14 protein-coding genes are annotated in these 19,814 nt (G+C 38.4%); 5 read left to right on the plus strand and 9 right to left on the minus strand.

Annotation, left to right across the window (positions count from 1 at the left end):
- Positions 1–107 precede the first annotated feature (107 nt).
- A complete protein-coding gene (locus MKX96_RS11215) occupies positions 108–770 on the plus strand; it encodes an HAD family hydrolase (protein ID WP_298471760.1) in 663 nt (220 codons plus the stop codon).
- A 271-nt stretch (positions 771–1,041) separates the two neighbouring features.
- Here MKX96_RS11215 and hisF read toward each other — a convergent pair whose 3' ends face one another.
- From hisF to gltB, 5 genes are all read right to left on the minus strand, one after another.
- Positions 1,042–1,815 carry an imidazole glycerol phosphate synthase subunit HisF gene (hisF, locus tag MKX96_RS11220; RefSeq protein WP_340883668.1) on the minus strand — a complete coding sequence of 258 codons (774 nt, stop codon included), beginning with the start codon at positions 1,813–1,815 and terminating at the stop codon, positions 1,042–1,044.
- Positions 1,808–2,428, minus strand: coding sequence for an imidazole glycerol phosphate synthase subunit HisH (hisH, locus tag MKX96_RS11225; RefSeq protein ID WP_340883670.1), 621 nt, complete (start codon positions 2,426–2,428; stop codon positions 1,808–1,810). The genes hisF and hisH overlap by 8 nt, the downstream gene beginning before the upstream one ends.
- A gap of 375 nt (positions 2,429–2,803) precedes the next feature.
- Positions 2,804–3,745: a phosphotransferase enzyme family protein gene (locus MKX96_RS11230; protein WP_340883671.1), complete on the minus strand. Its 942-nt coding sequence runs from the start codon at positions 3,743–3,745 to the stop codon at positions 2,804–2,806.
- 142 nt (positions 3,746–3,887) lie between these two features.
- Entirely contained in the window at positions 3,888–5,369 is a 1,482-nt protein-coding gene (gltD, locus tag MKX96_RS11235; RefSeq protein ID WP_340883672.1) for a glutamate synthase small subunit, read from the minus strand.
- A gap of 70 nt (positions 5,370–5,439) precedes the next feature.
- The gene (gene gltB / locus MKX96_RS11240) at positions 5,440–9,969 is read right to left on the minus strand and encodes a glutamate synthase large subunit (RefSeq protein ID WP_340883673.1); all 4,530 of its coding nucleotides are present in this window, start codon (positions 9,967–9,969) and stop codon (positions 5,440–5,442) included.
- A 120-nt stretch (positions 9,970–10,089) separates the two neighbouring features.
- On the opposite strand from gltB, the gene MKX96_RS11245 reads away from it, so the two are divergent.
- Together MKX96_RS11245 and lepB are read left to right on the plus strand one after the other, a co-directional pair.
- A complete protein-coding gene (locus tag MKX96_RS11245; RefSeq protein ID WP_340883674.1) occupies positions 10,090–10,992 on the plus strand; it encodes a LysR family transcriptional regulator in 903 nt (300 codons plus the stop codon).
- Positions 10,993–11,068: 76 nt separating this feature from the next.
- On the plus strand, positions 11,069–11,635 hold the full coding sequence (lepB, locus tag MKX96_RS11250) for a signal peptidase I (RefSeq protein WP_340883675.1): 567 nt from the start codon (positions 11,069–11,071) through the stop codon (positions 11,633–11,635).
- A gap of 454 nt (positions 11,636–12,089) precedes the next feature.
- Here lepB and MKX96_RS11255 read toward each other — a convergent pair whose 3' ends face one another.
- The 4 genes from MKX96_RS11255 to MKX96_RS11270 form a co-directional block, all read right to left on the minus strand.
- A complete protein-coding gene (locus MKX96_RS11255) occupies positions 12,090–13,466 on the minus strand; it encodes a GntP family permease (RefSeq protein ID WP_340883677.1) in 1,377 nt (458 codons plus the stop codon).
- Between the two features lie 69 nt (positions 13,467–13,535).
- Positions 13,536–14,546: a 4-hydroxythreonine-4-phosphate dehydrogenase PdxA gene (gene pdxA, locus MKX96_RS11260; protein WP_340883679.1), complete on the minus strand. Its 1,011-nt coding sequence runs from the start codon at positions 14,544–14,546 to the stop codon at positions 13,536–13,538.
- Positions 14,543–15,850, minus strand: a complete 1,308-nt coding sequence (locus tag MKX96_RS11265; protein ID WP_340883680.1) for a four-carbon acid sugar kinase family protein — start codon at positions 15,848–15,850, stop codon at positions 14,543–14,545. Before MKX96_RS11265 ends, pdxA begins: the two co-directional genes overlap by 4 nt.
- Positions 15,847–16,611, minus strand: coding sequence for a DeoR/GlpR family DNA-binding transcription regulator (locus tag MKX96_RS11270; protein ID WP_340883681.1), 765 nt, complete (start codon positions 16,609–16,611; stop codon positions 15,847–15,849). The genes MKX96_RS11265 and MKX96_RS11270 overlap by 4 nt, the downstream gene beginning before the upstream one ends.
- Before the next feature lie 199 nt (positions 16,612–16,810).
- Between MKX96_RS11270 and ilvA the strand changes: the two genes are divergently transcribed.
- Positions 16,811–18,073, plus strand: a complete 1,263-nt coding sequence (gene ilvA, locus MKX96_RS11275; protein ID WP_340883683.1) for a threonine ammonia-lyase IlvA — start codon at positions 16,811–16,813, stop codon at positions 18,071–18,073.
- Between the two features lie 163 nt (positions 18,074–18,236).
- Positions 18,237–19,727 (plus strand): catalase, encoded by a 1,491-nt coding sequence (locus tag MKX96_RS11280; protein WP_298471794.1) that lies wholly within the window; start codon positions 18,237–18,239, stop codon positions 19,725–19,727.
- The last annotated feature ends 87 nt before the right edge of the window (positions 19,728–19,814 follow it).

A 19,814-nucleotide genomic window follows, 5' to 3' on the forward strand; every position in this document is an offset into this window, starting at 1 on the left:
TCCCCTTAAGGACAGAAAGCGTTTATTTCTTAATAGTATTTTGTCTTTCCTCACCCTTTTCCAGTATAATAAAATAAAGCCATATTAATGAAAAGGTGAAGATAGATATGCAAGTTGCTATTTTTGATTTTGATGGAACGTTATATGAGGAAGAGACTTTCAAGCTGCTAATGAATCACTTAAAGGTGCACCCGACCTATCATCCGCAATATAAACGTTTTTATAGATCCATCGTCCCGCCTTATATTGCCAATAAACTTAAGCTTTATCCAACTACTAGTATGAGAAAACGGTCCATGCAATTATATCTAGAGGCTTTTGAAGGAAGAACACAAGATGAGATGTATCAATACTTTGACGAATTAAAAGAGCAAATGCAGCAAAGCTTCAATAAAAAGGTTTTAGAAAAATTGAATGCTCACCAGCAAGAAAATGTACATATTTATCTAGTCTCAGGTGCTTACACCCAATTTTTAGAACGTGTCACAGAAGGAATTACATTTACCGATATCATCGGAACGGAAATCATATATAAAGATAACTATGTGTATACAAAGTCTCCACTAGAGCATGTAAATGGCGTGATGAAGACGAAAAAGCTACTAGAAAGACTAGAAGGACAAGAAATAGATTGGGAAAACAGCTATGCATACGGAGATAGCTATTCAGATCTACCTGTCCTTGAATTAGTCGGCAATCCTGTAGCTGTAAAGCCTGAGGAAAAACTTCGAGCTGTTGCTCAAGAACGAGGATGGGAAATACTTAGATAGAGAAACTTTTATGTTAGACAGATTCTCACAAATTGATGCAACACAGCCTTAAAGCTATCTAATCAATGATGATTGGATAGCTTTTTTTATGTGACCGACCGATTTTGCTCAATAACCGACCGATTATTTGGCAGAACCGACCGATTTTGCTCAGAAACCGACCGATAATTGGACAGAACCGACCGTTTGTCAAATATATAATAAAAACTAACATATATTTCTATCAAAAAAAGACCTGCTAAGAATTAATCCTTAACAAGTCATCCAAAAACTACATCCTCACATTAATATCCTTCTTATATAAATAGTCTTTAATCTCCGAAATAGTATAATCTCCATAGTGGATCATCGAGGCTACTAAAGCAGCATCTGCTTTCCCATCTGTAAACACTTCTTCTATATGGTCTAAAGTACCAGCTCCACCAGAAGCAATAATTGGCACATTCACTTTTTCAGATAGCAGCTTAATAAGCCCCACATCATAGCCATTTTTCATACCGTCCTTATGAATACTTGTACAAATAATTTCTCCCGCTCCAAGTTCAGTTGCTTGCTGTGCCCACTCTACTACGTCCATTCCCGTTTTCTCGTGTCCGGAATGTGTATATACTTCCCATCTGATAATTTCATTGTTCACATTATAAATTGGCATTGCATCCAATCCTAGCACCACACATTGCTTACCGAATATATCTGCCGCTTCTCTTAAAAGCTCTGGTCGCTGTACAGCAGCGGAGTTAACCCCTACCTTATCTGCTCCAGCGCGAAGCAACCTTTTAAAGTCATCTATCGTTCGGACACCGCCAATTACCGAAAAAGGTATGTATACTTGTTCTGCGGCTCGACGAATCCAATCTATCTTTAAGTCTTGGTTTTTTAACGAAGCTGTTGTATCCAGATAGATCAACTCATCCGCACCATCCTCTGAATACTTCTTTCCTAGCTCTGCTGGATCACCAATAATCGTAGGATTTCTGAATTGTACATATTTTACTGCTTTATCACCTAAAACGTCTATTGCAGGTACAATTCGTTTTCTAAGCATGCTCGTCAACTCCTTGCTTGCAGTAATTGTCTAGCAATTGAATGCCGTATTTACCACTTTTTTCTGGATGGAATTGTACACCCATCACCTGGGAATTTCCTATCGCACATGCAAAGTCAGGTCCATAATTTGTCACACCGATTATGTGATCCTCTATGCTAGGCTGTGCGTAATAGGAATGAACAAAATAGAAGTCCGTGTTATCTGGAATATCTTGAAACAAGAAATGATTTTGCACATCCTGCACTTGATTCCAACCCATATGTGGAACTTTTTCCGCCTCTTCACCAAACAAAGGGACTGTTCCTGGTAGAAACCCTAAGCACGGAACATTACCTTCCTCACTAGTCTCTAAAAGAAGCTGCATTCCTAAGCAAATACCTAAAAGAGGTGTCCCCTTATCAACTTCTGCCCTCAAATAGTCACTTAAGCCTGTCTCATTTAAAACATCCATGGCCACCTTGGCATTTCCCACACCAGGTAGGATTAGCTTTTCTATTTCATCATCGTGCTCGCTAGGTTTGGTGATAAGCTTAATCTGATAACCAAGGCGAGTAATTGCCTTAACCACACTATGTAAATTCCCTGCTCCATAATCTATTATGCCAATCATGCTGTTCCCCCTCTTCAATCTCTTACTTTTATTATGCCATCAGTTGACAGAAAATAAAAGAAAAACTTTAGTCTGCTAATATGATAGCATAGTGAAAATATGTAGTGTTTTACAATTGTGAGAGGGATGTTTCTTCATTGGGGACCGATTATTTTGTACCTAATGCACTCAAAAGTGATGTTTTATTAATCCAAAGTGTAATTCCAGAAGAAACAAGTCTTCATCCAAAGTTAACAATTGCTTATTAAAGATAGAGTAGTGCTTTAAACTAACATCATGCAATACAAAAAAGTCCCTGCTTTAAAATAAAAGTAGGGGTTTTGAGGCGATTTTTGAAGTAAAGCATCCATTAGTTAATTATAAAATATGGTATATTTATCTAGCATTTTCAAGTATGAATAAGGTGTTTTGTAAAAATAGATTTTGTTCATTCTCTACTTTTAACGAAATCCCCTCTTCTATTCGGTCATAACGAAATGCACGAATGATCGCTTTTAATTGTAAAAAAGTAGCTTGTTCGATAACATTAAAAGGCCGTTCCCTTGTATACGAATCAATGAATAGTTGAAATCGTTCCTCTTCCTTTAATTTCCCTTCATAGGGAGCATGCCATGCGTGATACACCCCAACTGCAATACATTCATTTAAATAAACTTCATTACCAGCTAAATTAAAATCATAAATAGCTAGACTTCCATCTTCCTCTAGAAGCATATTGTAGTAGCAGAAATCTCCTTGAACAGCACCTTGTGGTAAAAGACCCCATATTTCATAAATACTTTTGCGGTATTCCTGATATAACGATTCAATATTTGAAAACAGAGGTTGATCCTCATAATGTTTCTTAAAATCCAAAAAACTTAATTCGTTTTCATCATAATTTCCTATCTCATCAGTTAGGTTACCCCCAAATAAACTCCACGAAGTAGCAGTATTAAATGGCGTTGGTATTTTAATGGACAAAGCGTGTTGAATACCTAATAAACGACCAATCTCAGTAATTTCTCTATCAGTTAAGACTTCTACTGGTTTACCAGCTAGATTAATTTCTAATGAGAATACCTTATCCTCAAATTCTACTATATAAGTGGCATCTAAAGATTTTAGATATTGCGTAACATTCAATCCACTTTCTAATAATAACCTTGAATAATGACAGCAATTTTCCCAATGTGCTTTATCTGCAATTTCTCCTTTCAAGAAATATTTTTGATCTGAATTAACCTTTGCTAAAACACGTTCCTTTCTTAAGATTTCAATGTTATTCGGTATAATCCCATATTTACCGCACAACTCAATAATTTTTTGTTCTTCCATCCTTTACCCCGCCAATCCTACTATTGCTACGTATATAATGAAGTGTACCATTTTACAATCAAAATTATGGTAAGTTATTCCTACGCTTTAAACTACTAGAGTAAAAAAACGAGAGACCCCTTATAAGTCTCCCGCACCACGATTATTTAACAAACGATTTATTCATAACGAAATCATTTACTCTTTTAGCAACCTCTTGCCCTTCTTTAATAGCCCAGACAATCAAGCTTTGACCCTTCCTAGCGTCTCCTGCTGCAAATACACCTTCCACATTCGTTGTATAATCTTTAGCCGAGGCAACAATACGTTTGTTTAACACCTTTACACCAAACTGATCAGCCAAAGGAGTTTCTGGCCCTTCAAAGCCTATAGCTACAAAAACAAATTGTGCTGGCCATACTTTCTCGGAACCTGGAACTTCTTTAAAAAAGTAGAAACCATCTTCCCCTAATATTTTTTCCATTTGAACGGTATGAAGCTCTTTCAGCTTGCCATTTTTATCTTTGATCATCTTTTTTGTTTGAATTAAATACTCCCGTGGATCCTTGCCGTATTTTGCATTGGCTTCCTCGTATGCATATTCCAATTTATAAATATTTGGGTCTGTAGGCCATTGGTTATCTGCCGCTCGAACTGCCGGTAGCTGTGGATGCTTACCGAATTGTACGACACTTCTACAATTTTGGCGTATAGCTGTTGCCACACAGTCTGCTCCAGTGTCGCCACCACCAATTACAATGACGTCCTTCCCCTTCGTATTAATAAACTGTCCGTCTGCAAAATTGGAATCTAACAAACTTTTAGTTGTAGAGGTTAGATAGTCCATAGCAAGATGTACGCCCTCTGCGTCACTGCCTTCCATATGAAGTGTACGCTGTTTTTGTGCACCAATACATAAGATGATCGCATCGTATTGAAGTTTTAGCTCCTCCGCTGTAACATCCTTACCTACCTCAGTGTTTAAAACGAAGTCGATGCCCTCCTGCTGAAGCAGGTGAACTCTTCTCTCTACTATTTCTTTTTCAAGCTTCATATTTGGAATGCCATACATGAGAAGCCCACCTGCACGGTCAGCACGCTCGTAAATAGTAACCGAGTGACCTGCCTGATTTAAATTGTCTGCACTCGCCAACCCAGCAGGACCAGATCCAATAATAGCAATTTTCTTTCCAGTACGAACCGACGGGATCCTTGGTGTGATCCATCCATTTTCAAAGCCTTTGTCAATAATCGTTCTTTCTATATTCTTAATGGAAACTGCAGGATCCGTAATAGCTAGCGTACAAGAGCCTTCGCACGGTGCTGGACATACTCGACCAGTGAACTCTGGAAAGTTATTGGTCATTAATAATCTTTCTAAAGCTTCCTGCCACTTCCCACGATAAACTAAATCGTTCCACTCTGGGATTAGGTTATTAATTGGGCACCCAGCTGTCGCACCTCTGATTTCAATACCCATATGGCAAAATGGAGTTCCACAATCCATGCATCTTGCACCTTGTTTACGAAGAGATTCATCCGAAAGTTTGGATGCATATTCCTCCCAGTTTTTTATACGCTTAAGAGGAGCTACTTCCTTGGCTTTTTCTCGTTTATATTCTATAAACCCAGTTGGTTTACCCATATTGAAACTCCTCCTTTCCTTAAATGGCTCTTATTTTTCTCCACAGCAGCAAATGTTTTATAGACTCTTATTACTTCAGAAGCGTAGGTTTCTTTTCTACTTTTTTTGTAGATGTTGATAAGAATGCCTTCATCGCTGCCTCGTCTGTAGTCAGTCCTTCATTTTTAAATGTTGCAATTCTTTCTAGCATCTTTTTATAGTCGTTAGGTACAACCTTTACGAATTTGTGAACTGTATCTTCCCATTTGTCCAAGATATTCATAGCCTTTGTGCTTCTTGTATAATAATAATGATCCATGATTAGCTGCCTTACACTATGAATCTCTTCTTTAGACTGAAGTTTCTCAAAACCAATCATTTCCATATTACATTTAAACTTGAATCCTTCTATATCATCCACTAGCACGTAGGCAATACCACCAGACATACCCGCTCCAAAATTTTTGCCTACATCACCTAGAATAACTGCTCTACCACCTGTCATGTATTCACAGCCATGATCTCCGATTCCTTCAACGATAACATCGGCTCCACTATTTCTCACTGCAAAACGTTCTCCAGCACGACCGTTAATGAATACGGAACCATTAGTTGCTCCGTATAATGCAACGTTACCAGCTATAACATTTTGTTCTGCTGTTCCCGATAACGGAGAAGTAACTACAAGCTTCCCGCCTGAAATTCCTTTACCAAAATAGTCATTTACATCCCCGTTCACAAACATTGTCATTCCTTGTGGGATATATGCTCCAAAGCTTTGACCTGCCGCACCTTTAAAGCGTAGAGTAATCGAGTCATCTGGTAAGCCGCTTGCTCCGTATTTCTTAGAGATTTCACTCCCTATAATAGTACCTACAACCCGATCAGTATTAGCAATGGTGTAGTTTAAATCTACCTTCGTTTTATGAATGATAGCTTTTTCTACTTGTGGCAGTAACTCTCTGATATCAAATGACTTTTCAAGCTGATGGTCTTGAGCTTGTTTGCAAGTACGGTCCCCACTCACTTGATAAAGCAATACAGATAGATCTAATTGCTGCGCTTTCCAATGAGCCTTCGCTCGCTCGCTAACTTCTAATAGATCCGTTCTACCAACCAATTCATCTACAGTTCGAATACCAAGTAAAGCCATATACTCTCTTACTTCCTCTGCTACAAACTTCATGAAGTTTACAACATAGTCCGCAGACCCACTAAACTTATCTCTTAGCTCTGGATTTTGTGTTGCTATTCCAACCGGACAAGTATCCATATGGCAAGCACGCATCATCACACATCCAAGTACAATTAGGGGAGCTGTTGCAAAACCAAATTCTTCTGCTCCTAACAAGGCAGCCATAACGACATCCTTACCAGTCATGAGTTTGCCATCTGTTTCAAGGACTACTTTGTTTCGCAACCCATTTAGCATTAATGTTTGATGAGCTTCCGCAAGGCCTAACTCCCAAGGTAACCCTGTATGCTTAATACTTGTTTTCGGAGACGCTCCCGTTCCACCATCGTACCCACTAACTACAATTACATCTGCTGCACCTTTAGCCACACCAGCTGCAATCGTTCCTACGCCAGATTTTGCAACTAGCTTCACACTAATCCTAGCTGAGCGATTTGCATTTTTTAAGTCATGAATCAGTTGGGCCATATCCTCGATTGAATAGATATCATGATGTGGAGGTGGAGATATTAAACCTACCCCTGTCGTCGAGCCTCTGACATCTGCTACCCATGGGTATACTTTATTTCCTGGAAGCTGACCGCCTTCACCCGGCTTTGCTCCTTGAGCCATTTTAATTTGAAGCTCATCGGCTTCAACCAAGTAGTGGCTGTTTACTCCAAAACGGCCGGAAGCAATTTGTTTAATAGAGCTACGACGATTATCTCCATTGGTATCTAACACATATCGATTCGGATTTTCTCCGCCCTCTCCACTGTTACTTTTCCCTCCAAGACGATTCATCGCGATCGCTAACGTTTCATGAGCTTCTTGGCTTAATGAACCAAATGACATCGCACCTGTCTTAAATCTCTTTACAATGGAGTCCACTGATTCTACTTCATCTAGTGGAATCTTTTTCGACCCCTTTTTAAAAGTAAGAAGATTTCTTAAAAAGCCGATTCTCTCTTCATTTGCCATTTCTGCATACTGACGATAAAGTCCATAGTCTCCTCGTCGCGTTGCCCACTGAAGGGTATGAATTGTTTTCGGATTAAAGGCATGGTGCTCTCCTGTACTTCTCCATTGGAAATCACTGCCTGAATCTAAAGCATCGACAGTAGATTCTACTGCTAATAGATGTCTTCGAATCGCTTCTTCGCGAATCGTTTCCAGGCCGATACCACCAAGCTGAGAAATTGTGCCTGTGAAATAGTTTTCAATGACGTCATGGCCAATACCTATCGCTTCAAATATTTGCGCACCTCGATAGCTTTGTACCGTGGATATTCCCATTTTAGACATTACCTTAACGACGCCTTCTGCTACACCTTTGCTATACTTAGCAACTGCAGCGTCATAGGTGCTTTCTAAATGGCCATCATGGATTGCCTCCGCTATAGTTGCATATGCAAGATAAGGATTAATCGCGTCCACCCCATATCCGATGAGAGCAGCAAACTGATGGACCTCTCTTGCTTCCCCGGATTCAACGATTATACTCACCTTCGTACGGTTTCCTGTACAGAGCAAGTGCTGATGCAGGTTACTGGCTGCCAACAGAACAGGTATAGTCGGTTGAGACACATTTAATGATCTATCTGACAAAATGATAAGCGATACGTTCTTATCTATTAGCTCATCTGCTTCTTTAGAGATCCTCTCTAAATCTTTTTCCAAATCTTCAAACATATTAATATATATAGTGCCGCTTCGGAAACTTTCATCCTTCAAATCCTTTATGGATTGAAGCTGTCCATTCGTTAAAACAGGTGTTTCCAAATAGATTCGACGAGCATTGAGCTCTCCAGGGTTAAGTAAGTCACCTTCTGCACCAAGCAACGTCATCGTAGAGGTAACAATATGTTCCCGGATAGAATCGATTGGTGGATTAGTTACTTGTGCAAATAACTGTTTAAAATAATTGAAAAGAGATTGCGGTCTATCGGATAGAACAGCTAACGGAGTATCGTTCCCCATTGAACCAATAGGGTCTTTTCCTTCTATCGCAATTGGCAGAATGTATTTGTGTATATCCTCATACGTATAACCAAATGCCTTTTGACGGAACAATAGGTCCTCTACATTTTCCTGTATATCTTCCTCAGCTATTACCTTGTATTGATGATCATTTAACCACTGCTGATATGGTTGTGCTCTTGCCATTTCAGATTTTATTTCCTCGTCTGAAATAATTCTTTGTTGCTCCAAATCAATTAACAGCATTCTTCCTGGGCTTAAACGTTCCTTATAAAGAATATTTTCTTCTTCAATATCAACTACTCCAACCTCAGAAGAAAAAATAATATAGTCATCTTTTGTGACATAATAACGCGCCGGCCTTAAACCATTGCGGTCTAAAATAGCCCCAATTTGCTTTCCATTCGTAAATGAAATAGCTGTTGGACCATCCCATGGCTCCATTAAAGAGCTGTGGTAAGCATAAAATGCTTTTTTCTCTTGTGAAATGTGAGGATTCTCTGTCCACGGCTCTGGGATAAGCATCATTGCCGTATGCGCCGGAGACCTGCCAGCTAAAACAAAAAATTCAAATGCATTGTCGAGCATAGATGAATCACTTCCACTAGGGTCAATCACAGGAAGTAGTTTTTCTAAATCATCACCAAAGGCATCCGAAACGAATTGTTGCTCACGGGCCTTCATCCAGTTGACATTACCTCGTAGCGTATTTATTTCCCCGTTATGAACGATGTAGCGATTTGGATGAGCACGCTCCCAGCTTGGGAATGTGTTTGTGCTGTAACGAGAGTGTACTAAAGAAAATGCCGAAGTGAACAGTTCATCTTGTAAATCTACATAAAACTCGTCTACTTCTTTAGGAGTTAACATTCCTTTAAAAACGATTGTCTGACTAGAAAGACTTGGACAGTAGAATTTTTTCGCTTCCTGCTGTGCCCAATGCTCTACTAGTTTTCTAATGACATACAGCTTGCGCTCGAACGCTAGCGAGTCTTGAAAGTCTTTAGCCTTGATGAATACTTGTCGCACTACAGGTGCAGTTTCACTAGCGGATTCACTTAACTTACTCTTATCAGTAGGAACTGTCCTCCAACCAATGAGCTCTTGACCTTCAGCAATAATCGTTTCATTTATTTTTAGTTCTATCGCCTGTCTTTCCTCATCATCCTGAGTAAAAAACAACATTCCTACTCCATATTGTCCTTTTTCTGGAAGGTCCCATTGGCTGCAAACAACCCGAAAAAAAACATCAGGTATTTGCACCATGAGCCCTGCTCCATCTCCAGTTTGGCCATCACTGCCTTTTCCTGCACGATGGTCTAACCGACATAACATTTCTAAGCCTTTTTTTACTATATCGTGTGTCGGTAAGCCTTTTATATTAGCATATAAACCTATCCCACAGGCGTCATGCTCTAATTCAGGATTATACATGCCCTGCGCTCCAGGTAATTGGTGAAATGTCATGCAATCGACCTCCATTTTCCAAAAAAGTGTGTTAGGAACATTGTATGTTTTCAAAATAATATAAACAATATATAATTTGGATATAAACAATCTACTTTTGAGATAGGTTAGGAGAAAACTATGGAAATCAGGCAATTAAGATACTTTAAAGAAGTCGCAGAAAGAGAACATATTTCGGATGCAGCTATTCATTTACACGTAGCACAGTCTGCAGTTAGTAGACAAATCGCTAATCTAGAAAGTGAACTGGGTGTGGAATTATTCGAACGTATTGGGCGAAATGTAAAATTAACGCCAATAGGTAAGATTTTTTTAGAGCATTGCATGTCTGCCCTACAAGCAATCGATTTTGCCAAAAAACAAATTGATGAGTATCTAGATCCAGAAAAAGGAACTATTAAAATCGGTTTCCCAACTAGTTTGGCTGGTCATTTACTCCCCACAGTTATTTCTGCCTTTAAAAAGGAGCATCCTAACGTAGCATTCCAGTTGAGACAAGGTTCTTATAATCATTTAATCGAGGCAGTCAAAAAACGAGATATTAATATCGCTTTTTTAGGTCCACTTCCTCCAAAGGATAATACTATTAATACCACCATTTTGTTTTCGGAAAACTTTTCTGTACTAGTACCTACGAATCATCGCTTTGCAAAAAGAGAAAAGATCCCCTTAATTGATATGAGAGAAGAAGACTTTGTTTTATTTCCAAAAGGATATATATTGCATAAACTTGTTTATGATGCTTGTCATTCCGTAGGGTTTACACCTAAAAGTTCATCTGTTGGAGAAGATATGGTTGCCATAAAAGGTCTAGTTGCTGCCGGTGTAGGAATCACGATACTACCAGACAGTACTTTCTATGACTCTATCCCTAGATTTACAACTAAGGTTCCACTAATATCTCCACCACTCCAAAGGACAGTAGGTATGATTAGTCCAGTGACTAGGGATTTGTCACCATCAGAAAAGGTATTCCACGACTTTACCATACAGTTCTTCAAGCTATTGAACCAATATCAGTGAGACCATTTAATAGTTCCTTATTGCTATATTGTGGTAAAATAAATAGAAGAGAATGTAGAAATGTGAGGTAGGAAATTTGAAAAAAAAGAATGGAAAAAACGAATTGCGAGAATGGATCGGAGCAATTGGAATTGCTGTTTTGCTTGCCTTTGGGATACGCTTCTTTTTATTTATACCTATAGAAGTGGAAGGTGCTTCTATGCTTCCTACCTTTGAAAATGGAGATAAGGTTATGGTCAATAAAATCGGCCCTAAATTTAATGACTATGAGCGATTTGATGTTATTGTTTTTAAGGTTAATAAGGACACTAATTACATCAAGCGAGTTATAGGTTTACCTGGCGACCATATTACCTATAAAGATGATGAGCTTTTAATAAATGGAAAAAAATACGATGAGCCTTATTTAGATGAATTGAAAAAAGAATTAATTGATCATGGCACGCTAACCCAGGACTTTACCCTTGAAGACTACTTGGGTGAAGTAGTAGTACCAGAGGGTTCGTTATTTGTACTTGGAGACAATAGGCGCTTTAGTAATGACAGCCGAGAGCCTAGTGTTGGGTTCATATCTATGGATATAGTACTAGGTACCGTGAACATGACGTATTATCCTTTAAATAACTTCGGTTTTATTAAGTAGTATAGGCGGCGTGAGAATAAACTAGTAGTTCATTTATTTTTAATTTTGTTAGCATAGGGCTAGTTCCCTTATAGACACTTTTTAAGATTCTATTTTAGTGAATTTTGATCTAGGCAGCTAGTTGGATTAAGACATTTTATTTCCTATTAAATATAGTTGGAAATAATCACTCCCGAAAATGAAAAGCCCTGAAATTTTACTGTTGTAAAATTTCAGGGCTTTATTTTTGTCTGATGTTTAAGATAAAACTTTGCAAATAGTATTTAGTAATTATATAACCTTAAAGCTTATTACTCATGGGGTACATGCTAAATTATATTAGAATCGAGCCTAAACTATTGTTGAATAATATCATTATTATTTCACTATCATTTACAAGTATTACAAGTGCCAGGCACCTGTAATACTTGTAATATAAAGGTTTTTGTGAATGGGGGAGTACTCTTTTACTCTATTAACCTACTATTGCATTTGCAATAATTAGCATAATCAAAGAAGTTCCCCACGCTATAGTTGTTGGTACAGACCAAACTAAAATTTGTTCTTTTAGTTTGGTTATACCTAACATACGATTAACAACCCAGAATAAAGAATCGTTGAAATATGAAAACAACATCGCTCCTAGTGCTGCAGCTTGAGCCGCCAAAACTAAGTTAACGTCAAGATTAGCTAGGATCGGAGCAGAAATAGAAGCGGCTGTTATCATTGCAACGGTCCCGCTTCCTTGTATTAATCGTACAATAGAAGCGATAAAGAATGGCACAAGTATTGCAGGCAATGGTAAACCAGCTATGATTTCAGCTAAATAATCTCCAGTACCACTGTCACGCAACACTGTACCTAGAGCGCCCCCAGCACCTGTAACTAGCAGGATAATACCAGCAGTTGTCATACCCTCTTCCATTCTTTCTAACGCTTCGTCTTTTTTCATCTGATTAGCTAACCCATAAATCGCTACAACTAATCCAAGGGCTAATGCGATAATCGGTTGTCCAAGGAACAACACATATTCCCAAACCCCTCCTGTTATTTCTAAAGCGGTTAGCGTAGTATTCAAGAATATTAATATGATTGGCAATAATATTGGTAAAAATGAAATAAAGAAAGATGGTAGTTCTTTTTCTCGGTCAGCAGAAGCAGCTAAAAAATCTTTATACACCATCTCGGAAGAATCCTTACGCACAAATCCTTCTCCATCTTCTTCTGGAACTTGGTAGATTCTTTTACCAACCCATTTTGCATAAAAAACACCTATTATAATAATTGGAATTGCAAATATTAATCCCCAAAGGATCATTTCCCCTATATCTACTCCAAAAATACCTGCTACTCCTAATGGACCTGGTGTCGGTGGAACTGCATGGTGAGTTGCAGCTAAACCAATCGCTAAAGCAACACCCAGTGTCACTACGGATTTACCAGTTTTACGTGATAATGACTTTACTAAAGGATTTAAAATGACAAATGCCGAATCAACGAAAATTGGAATTGATACAAAATAACCAGCAATCGCCATTGCCCATTCTTCCTTCTTCTTTCCAACTACTCTAATTAACGTATAAGCAAGCTTTTCAGCTGCTCCAGTTACTTCTAAAATTCTACCCATCATAACCCCTAGCCCTACTACAATCCCTATAGAAGCTAGTGTGTTACCAAAACCACTTGTAATAGAGTTAACTACTTTTAATGGCTCCATCCCGCCGATAAGTCCTGTAATAGAAGCAGCAATAAGTAAAGCTAAAAAAGCATGAATCTTTGTTTTTAACACAAGTAAAATTAAAACAGTAACACCGATAACTAACCCCAATAACATTTGCATTTCTAAAACCATCTCTGAAACCCCTTTCAATTATGTATAATTAAATAGAAAAGGGGTTTCCCCCTTTCCTTTCTACAAAATCTACAAAGACTCGCGTGTAAACTTAGGCGCATACTCGGCAGCTAGCTTGATGCATTCGTACATACTTACCTCAGATGCGATGTTATTCCAAGCTATATCAAAAGCTGTGCCATGATCTACGGAAGTACGTAAAAATGGAAGCCCATTCGTAATGGAAATAGTACGATGAAAATCAGTCATCTTAGCTGCAATATGACCTTGATCGTGGTACAAAGAAAGAACTGCATCATATTTACCATTAAGTGCTTGGAAGAATACGGAGTCAGCTGGCACTGGGCCATACGCATCGATTCCATCTGCTTTAGCAAGCTCAACACCTGGTTTAATCTCATTCACTTCCTCCATCCCGAACAAGCCTCCCTCGCCTGCATGAGGATTTAGCCCTGCAACAGCTAACTTACGACTCTCGACACCTAAACGCTTCAAAGCTTGGTCACATCTATTTAAATAATCTCGAACACGCTCTTTAGTCATCTGTTTAATAGCATCTGCAACAGACAAGTGACGAGTCAAGAAGAAAATACGCATCCCATTGACTTGGAACATAGTTAAAGGATCTGGAGCACCACCAAGATCTTCAAGCATTTCCGTGTGTCCAATGTAAGGAACATTTGCAGCTTTTAATGATTCCTTGTTAATTGGAGTGGTTGCCAGTGCCTTTACTTCTCCAGTCATTGCTAGCTCCACTGACTTTTTAATGAATTCAAATGCTGCTTGACCATTTTGAGCAGAAACTTCACCCGGTTTAAATTGCTCTATATTAATATTATTCAAATCTATGATATCTATTACTCCATACTCATAAGAACCGTCCGTTGGAGTAGTAACTATATTAATCTCTAAATCTACACCTGTTACTTCGATCGCTTTGCGAATAATTTTAGCGTCCCCTATCACAAGTGGTTTACACATAGAGTAAATTTCTTCTTTAGCTAGTGACTTAACTGTAATTTCTGGGCCGATTCCCGCTGCATCACCCATTGGTATCGCAATAATTTCTCTTGTTGTCATACTAGAACACTTCCTTCTTCTTTTTTATTCGTTAAAAATCTTACGCATTTATAAATTGAATATTTGTCTCCTACCATTCCACCTTTAGTAATGACAGGTATCCCATCAAAGGTTCCACCTATAAAATGACCATAAGCAGCTAAAGGAATAACTTCATCCTGTAAGCCTATTGCAGTTGCATTACTTACCGCACAAATGGCCGCAGTTACATCCCCTCCACTTGAAAAAGTACCGTCTATTTGGTGATTTGTCTGCTGAACCACATTGTTTGTCACTCTAGCCAGTCCCTCTGTTAAACGCTTTGCCAGTTTTTCTTCAGTAACCCCTTCTTTTAAAGCAATTTCTGAAAGGTTGAGCTTTTCGGTTCCAGGCGTGTAAGTAGTAATTATCAATACTTCTTGATCTTCTAATTTAGACAAAGCTTCTTCAGTAGCTCGAGCAATTTCTTCCTCCCAGGAATTCGTCATCGATGCTAAAGCACTCGCATGCACATATACAGGTTCCGCATTCTTTTTATCTATCAGATAATTTAGCTGTCTCCCAGTTAAGGGTGTAATACTGCCAACAGTCACGATAAATTTATTTGTTTGAACATGTTGATGGGCTTTCATTCTCCCGTAAGAGGCAGAAAGTGGACCTGGATCAACAGGGATAAAATGTATCCCATCTATGGAAGCCATCGCCTCTGCAATGTTATCTATTTCTTCATTTGTCACTGCATCCACCACTATAATCCGATTCATCGCTTCAATTTGTTTAACGATCTGTAATTGAATGGACTCTTTACCTTTTAAAACTGTACCGAGCCCTACATGTGAAACTTTTAACTTACTTTGATTTTCCATTATAGTTGGAACATGTGAGATACTAATTGGATTCATAGGGTCTTTAGCGACATCTGTTGCCTCCACTGGCACCCCATCCACTAAAAGATAACCACCAGACACTACCCTTCCGGAATCTGGATAAGAAGCTACTACAATGGCTATAGAGTTACCGCCAATGGCATTTAACAGTGCATCTGTCTCTACTCCCAAGTTACCCCTAACCGTACTATCAATTCGTTTGCCAATAACGCTTGCTCCCCAATTGGTCAGCTGTTCATATGCTTTCAGAACTCGCTCTTCCGCATTAGACGGAGAACAGTACCTGCTATCTGTATCTATACTTATAGAAGTAAAATCACTATTTTTAGGCACTTCTCCTCCGAAAACGACTGTAGCACTCATAAATCCGTTTTTAGCTAACCGGACTCCAGTGGCATTTGCTCCTGTTAAATCATCTGCAATGATACCTATTTTCACTTTGTCACTCCCTTTATAAAAGAAGATTTTTCCTTATAGATATCTTCTACTTCTTTGGAAATAGTGCTATCTGTTATGATGCCGGTAACCGAGTCCACATCCGCTATTTTAGCAAATGCTTTTTTCCCAAATTTCTGTGCATCTACAGTTAGATAGACAGCCTCACTGACGTTTATCATTTCTTTTTTAATAGATGCTTTCTCAAATGTCGCAGATGTAATACCGAGATTGGAATGCACAGCATGTGCACCTAGGAACAGTATGTCAACGTGAATGTTTTTAAGCATTTGTTCTGCAAATGACCCTAATATTGCCCCAACCCCATTCTGTACCTTACCACCCAGTAAAATTACTTCTAATTTCGAGTCGGTTAATTCTGCTGCAATTTTAATATCATTTGTTACTACTGTTATATTTGAACGGGATTTTAATAATCTGGCAATCTCTAATGTCGTAGTACCAGAATCCAATAGAATTCTCATACCATCCTTTACTAAGCCTACTGCTATTTGTGCGATTTCCTTCTTCTGTAGATGAGCTTCTGAGAGCTTTTGTTCATAGGATTGCTCTCCAATGATCGCTTGTGGTAGTGCCGCCCCTCCGTGAGTTCTAATTAATTTCTTTTGCTTTTCTAGTTCATCTAAATCTCTTCTAATAGTCATTGCAGAAACCTCTAAAAGGTCTACAAGCTCTAATATTTCAACCTTCCCCTTTATAGAAAGCTCATCAATTATTTTCTTTTTTCTGTTAATTGGAAGCATAATTCAATCTCCTCAACACAACTTTATGTTAACTATGAACATATTATGTTCTAAGTTAACAAAATTGTCAACAAAATGTGTTTATAATTAACAATAACCTACAAATGTTACATTGTTTTGAATTATCAAAAATATATTAGGGGTTTATTGCTGTAGTGTGTTAAAATATACGAATAATTAAAATTAGGAGGGTCATCTAATGCAACTTGCGGAGACAAAATTACTTCAAATTGAAGATGTGTTAAGAGCGCATCAATTTTTAAAAGAGGTTGTGTTACATACACCTTTACAAAAAAACGACTATCTGTCGGAGAAATACGAGGCTAATATCTATTTTAAACGTGAAGATCTTCAACATGTTCGCTCATTTAAACTGAGAGGAGCTTACTATAAAATTAAATCGGTTGAAGAAAAGGCTCGTGAAAATGGAGTTGTTTGTGCAAGTGCAGGAAATCATGCTCAGGGTGTTGCTTATGCTTGTGCCCATTTAGGAATATATGCAAAAATTTTTATGCCATTGACTACTCCGAGTCAAAAAATTGAACAGGTAAGAATGTTTGGACGTGAGTTTGTCGAAATTATTCTAGCTGGTGATACTTTTGATGATTCAGCTAGCAGTGCCGTTGCCTACGCAAATGAGAATGATCGACTGTTTATCCACCCTTTTGACGATTTAGATATCATTGCAGGTCAAGGTACAGTCGCAGTTGAGATTATGAATGATATTGATGAAAAGCTAGATTATGTTTTTAGTAGCATTGGTGGAGGAGGTTTAGTGTCTGGTGTTTCTTCCTATATAAAGAATCTATCTCCTAGCACACAAATTATTGGTGTAGAGCCTGCTGGAGCAGCAAGTATGAAGGCAGCAATAGCAAACAGCGGGCCAATCGTACTTGAAACGATAGATAAATTTGTAGATGGGGCAGCGGTTAAGTGCGTCGGAAAGCTAACGCATCAAGTGGTAGCCAAATACGTGGATGATATTACACTTGTTCCAGAAGGAAAGGTATGCACCACCATTTTAGACCTGTACAATAAACACGCTATTATCGCAGAGCCTGCTGGAGCATTATCAGTAGCAGCGCTTGACTCTTATAAGGAACAAATTAAAGGAAAATCTGTAGTTTGTATTATTAGTGGTGGTAACAATGATATTGGAAGAATGCAAGAGATTAAAGAAAAGTCATTGATTCATGAAGGTCTACTCTACTACTTTATCGTGAGCTTCCCACAAAGAGCTGGAGCTTTACGACAATTCCTAGATAAAGTACTCGGTCCGAATGATGACATTACAACCTTTGAATATACGAAAAAAAACAATAAAGAAAGCGGACCGGCATTAGTAGGTATTGAATTGAAAACTAGTAATGATTATTCAGGACTCTTAATGAGAATGAATGAAAATGGATTTTCTTTTAAGGAAGTGAATAAAGATAGCACGCTTTTTGAGTTATTAATATAGAAGAATAGCTTTATATCTACATTTATATTAGTTTAAAGGCGCCAAAAATTGTTCACAAACTATGTGCAGATAAAAATAATTATAATCTAATTCTAGCATTATCACTTTCCCTTTGATATAATAATTCTTGTATTATAAAGATTCTAATCTAGGGGGAAAAAGAATGTCTGAAAATCAAAATAACAAGATGACAACTGCAGCTGGCGCACCAGTAGTAGATAACCAAAACTCACAATCTGCTGGTAGAAGAGGTCCTCTTCTACTTCAAGACGTTTGGTTATTAGAGAAACTAGCACACTTTGATAGAGAAGTCATTCCAGAGCGTCGTATGCATGCGAAAGGCTCAGGTGCTTACGGTAAATTTACTGTAACTCATGACATTACTCAATATACATGCGCTAGTCTTTTCTCTGAAATCGGAAAAGAAACAGAAATGTTCGTACGTTTCTCAACTGTTGCTGGAGAACGCGGTGCAGCGGATGCTGAGCGTGATATTCGTGGATTTGCAATGCGTTTCTATACAGAACAAGGTAACTGGGATTTAGTTGGGAACAACACACCAGTATTCTTCTTCCGTGATCCATTAAAATTCCCAGATTTAAACCATGCCATTAAGCGTGACCCACGCACAAATATGCGTAGCGCTAATAGCAACTGGGATTTCTGGACTTCTCTTCCAGAAGCACTTCACCAAATTACTATCGTAATGAGTGAGCGTGGATTACCAAAATCCTACCGTACGATGGACGGGTTTGGAAGCCATACATTCTCAATGATCAATGCGGAAGGTCAACGTGTTTGGGTTAAATTCCACATGAAATCAGTACAAGGAATTGAAAACCTTACTGACCAAGAAGCAGTTGAAATCGTAGGAGTAGACCGTGAAAGTCACCAACGTGATCTAATGGAAGCAATTGACGCAGGTAACTTCCCTAAATGGAAAATGTATATCCAAGTGATGACGGAAGAACAAGCTAACAATATGCCTTATAATCCATTTGATTTAACAAAAGTTTGGTATAAAAAAGATTTCCCACTAATTCCAGTTGGAGAATTCGAATTAAACCGCAACCCAGATAACTATTTTGCAGAAGTAGAGCAAGCTGCATTTACACCAGCTAACGTAGTACCTGGTATCAGCTTCTCTCCAGATAGAATGCTACAAGGTCGCCTATTCTCTTATGGAGATGCAGCACGTTACCGTTTAGGTGTTAACCATCATCAAATTCCAGTTAACCAACCTAAATGCCCATTCCACTCTTACCACCGCGATGGTGCTATGCGTGTAGATGGCAATAAAGGAAGCACCATGACTTACGAGCCAAACAGCTATGGTCAATGGAAAGATCAACCTCAATATAAAGAACCTGCTTTATCTCTTGATGGGGCAGCAACTCAATGGGATTTCCGTGAAGATGACGACAACTACTTTGAGCAACCAGGTAAATTGTTCAATCTTATGAACCCTGAGCAACAACAAGTCCTATTTGAAAATACTGCTCGTAATATGAATGGCGTAGAAGATTTCATTAAAATCCGTCACATCATTCACTGCTACAAAGCAGACCCTGCTTATGGTCAAGGCGTTGCTGCGGCAATGGAACTTCCATGGGAAAGAATTGAAGAAGTTATGAACGTAACTGCAACTGTATAAATTTAGTAAGGCTATCCTCTTGAAGGGGATAGCCTTTTTATGAGCTTCCATATCTCGCTTTTCCTATATAAGTTGCCACTTTGTAGA

It is taken from the genome of Psychrobacillus sp. FSL W7-1493, from assembly GCF_038004905.1.
In the GTDB taxonomy this organism is placed as follows: domain Bacteria; phylum Bacillota; class Bacilli; order Bacillales_A; family Planococcaceae; genus Psychrobacillus.